The following is a 225-nucleotide window of genomic DNA, read 5'->3' as shown; positions in this document are numbered from 1 at the left end:
TCCAGATTTTTAAAGAGCAAATATCTCAAACATGACTCGTAAGTCAGTTTTGAGATATGACGGCAGGTGACTTTCACTCACGAACCAGCAAGTGGCGTCCCCTAGGGGATTCGAACCCCTGTTACCGCCGTGAAAGGGCGGTGTCCTGGGCCTCTAGACGAAGGGGACACTGAAGTCTCAATCGCAAGACGCCTTGCTGTTTACTTTTCATCAGACAATCTGTGT

The 225-nt window shown here is 48.9% G+C and carries 1 tRNA gene; it reads right to left on the bottom strand.

Annotation, left to right across the window (positions count from 1 at the left end):
- Positions 1 to 92 precede the first annotated feature (92 nt).
- Positions 93 to 168: transfer RNA gene (locus tag INF77_RS22515), tRNA-Glu, on the bottom strand.
- Positions 169 to 225: the final 57 nt, after the last annotated feature.

It is taken from the genome of Enterobacter cloacae complex sp. P1B (assembly GCF_014982345.1).
Lineage (GTDB): Bacteria > Pseudomonadota > Gammaproteobacteria > Enterobacterales > Enterobacteriaceae > Enterobacter > Enterobacter bugandensis.
Note: the sequence above shows the minus strand (reverse complement) of the source record. Positions and strands in the feature narration are given on the sequence as shown.